This window comes from Larkinella arboricola (assembly GCF_003259745.1).
Taxonomy (GTDB): domain Bacteria; phylum Bacteroidota; class Bacteroidia; order Cytophagales; family Spirosomataceae; genus Larkinella; species Larkinella arboricola.
The window spans coordinates 1-1260 of the sequence record NZ_QLMC01000035.1; the positions used below are offsets into that span (position 1 = coordinate 1).

1 protein-coding gene is annotated in these 1260 nt (G+C 47.5%); it reads left to right on the forward strand.

Features of this window, described 5'->3' with window-relative positions:
- Positions 1 to 232 precede the first annotated feature (232 nt).
- On the forward strand, positions 233 to 1240 hold the full coding sequence (locus LX87_RS28480; protein WP_111631689.1) for an IS110 family RNA-guided transposase: 1008 nt from the start codon (positions 233 to 235) through the stop codon (positions 1238 to 1240).
- Positions 1241 to 1260 lie beyond the last annotated feature (20 nt).

Below are 1260 nucleotides of genomic sequence, written 5' to 3' on the forward strand. Positions count from 1 at the left end.
CGGCCTTTAGGTTTGTTGGGTGAGAATATTCCAAGATTTGGGATAGCTTGCTGGTAAGCAAAACGGACTGGCACATCCTATCGCTCGGCTGGGCTACAGACCCATGGGCCGATTCAGAGGCCAGTCCGTGCCGCTTGCTAATACTCAAATAGAAATGCGGGTTAGCAGACCCATTAGAAAGGTATTGAGGCAAAAGCAAGCAGCTTAATTCACTCTAAAATTAATCGTTGTCATGGACATTTACTATTACATCGGCATTGATGTATCAAAGGCTACTTTGGACTGGGCGGTTTTCGATGGCAAGTTGATCGTGTTACAAATCCAGTCACCCAACTCCGAGACGGGTATCAAGGCGGCTCTCAAACTTATTAAAGCCCTCCCAGGCTTTTGTCCAAAAACAAGCGTGAGTTGCTGCGAACACACGGGAATATACAACGCATTAATTCTCCAGCAGTTGTTTGGTGCATCCTTTCCTGTTTGGCTAGAAAGCAGTCTGCAAATCAAACAGGCTGGTGGCTTACAACGGGGTAAATCCGATCAAATCGATGCCCAGCGTATTGCTGAGTATGCTTTTCGGTTTCGAGATCGTCTGCGTCTATGGCAACCACCCCGACAACTTCTCCAAGATCTCACTAGCCTAAGTGCCCTGCGTCAACGGTTATTGCTCGTCCGTTCACAACTGCAACAGCCTATAAACGAGCAAGCTGGTTTTAGTGATCCTAAGCGCCAAAAGCAGTTAGTTAAAAACTGCCAGGCTTCGCTTAAAGCAATCAATGCTGACTTGGAAAACGTTGACCAGCAAATCACCCAGTTGATCCAGGACGACGACCAACTCAAAGAACTCTTTGCATTAATGACCTCCATTCCGGGTATTGGTATGGCAACGGCCACTGAGGTTATTTTGGCTACGGACGAGTTCAACGCCATCACTGATCCTAAAAAACTGGCCTGCCATGCGGGCGTTGCTCCATTTGAATATCGATCCGGAACAAGTATACGCGGCAAGACCCGTGTAAGTCAGCATGCCCGCAAAAGGCTCAAATCCTTATTCCACCTGGCAGCCATGTCTGCGATTCGAGCAAAGGGCGAATTACAGGATTATTATCGACGCAAAGTGGCCGAGGGTAAAAACAAAATGCTCGTCTTGAATGCTATTCGCAACAAGCTGATTCATCGTATCTATGCCGTGATCCGCCGGGGCGAGAAATATGATAAATTTTATCGCTATACCCTTGCATAGACCATAGAAATCGGCCCGGC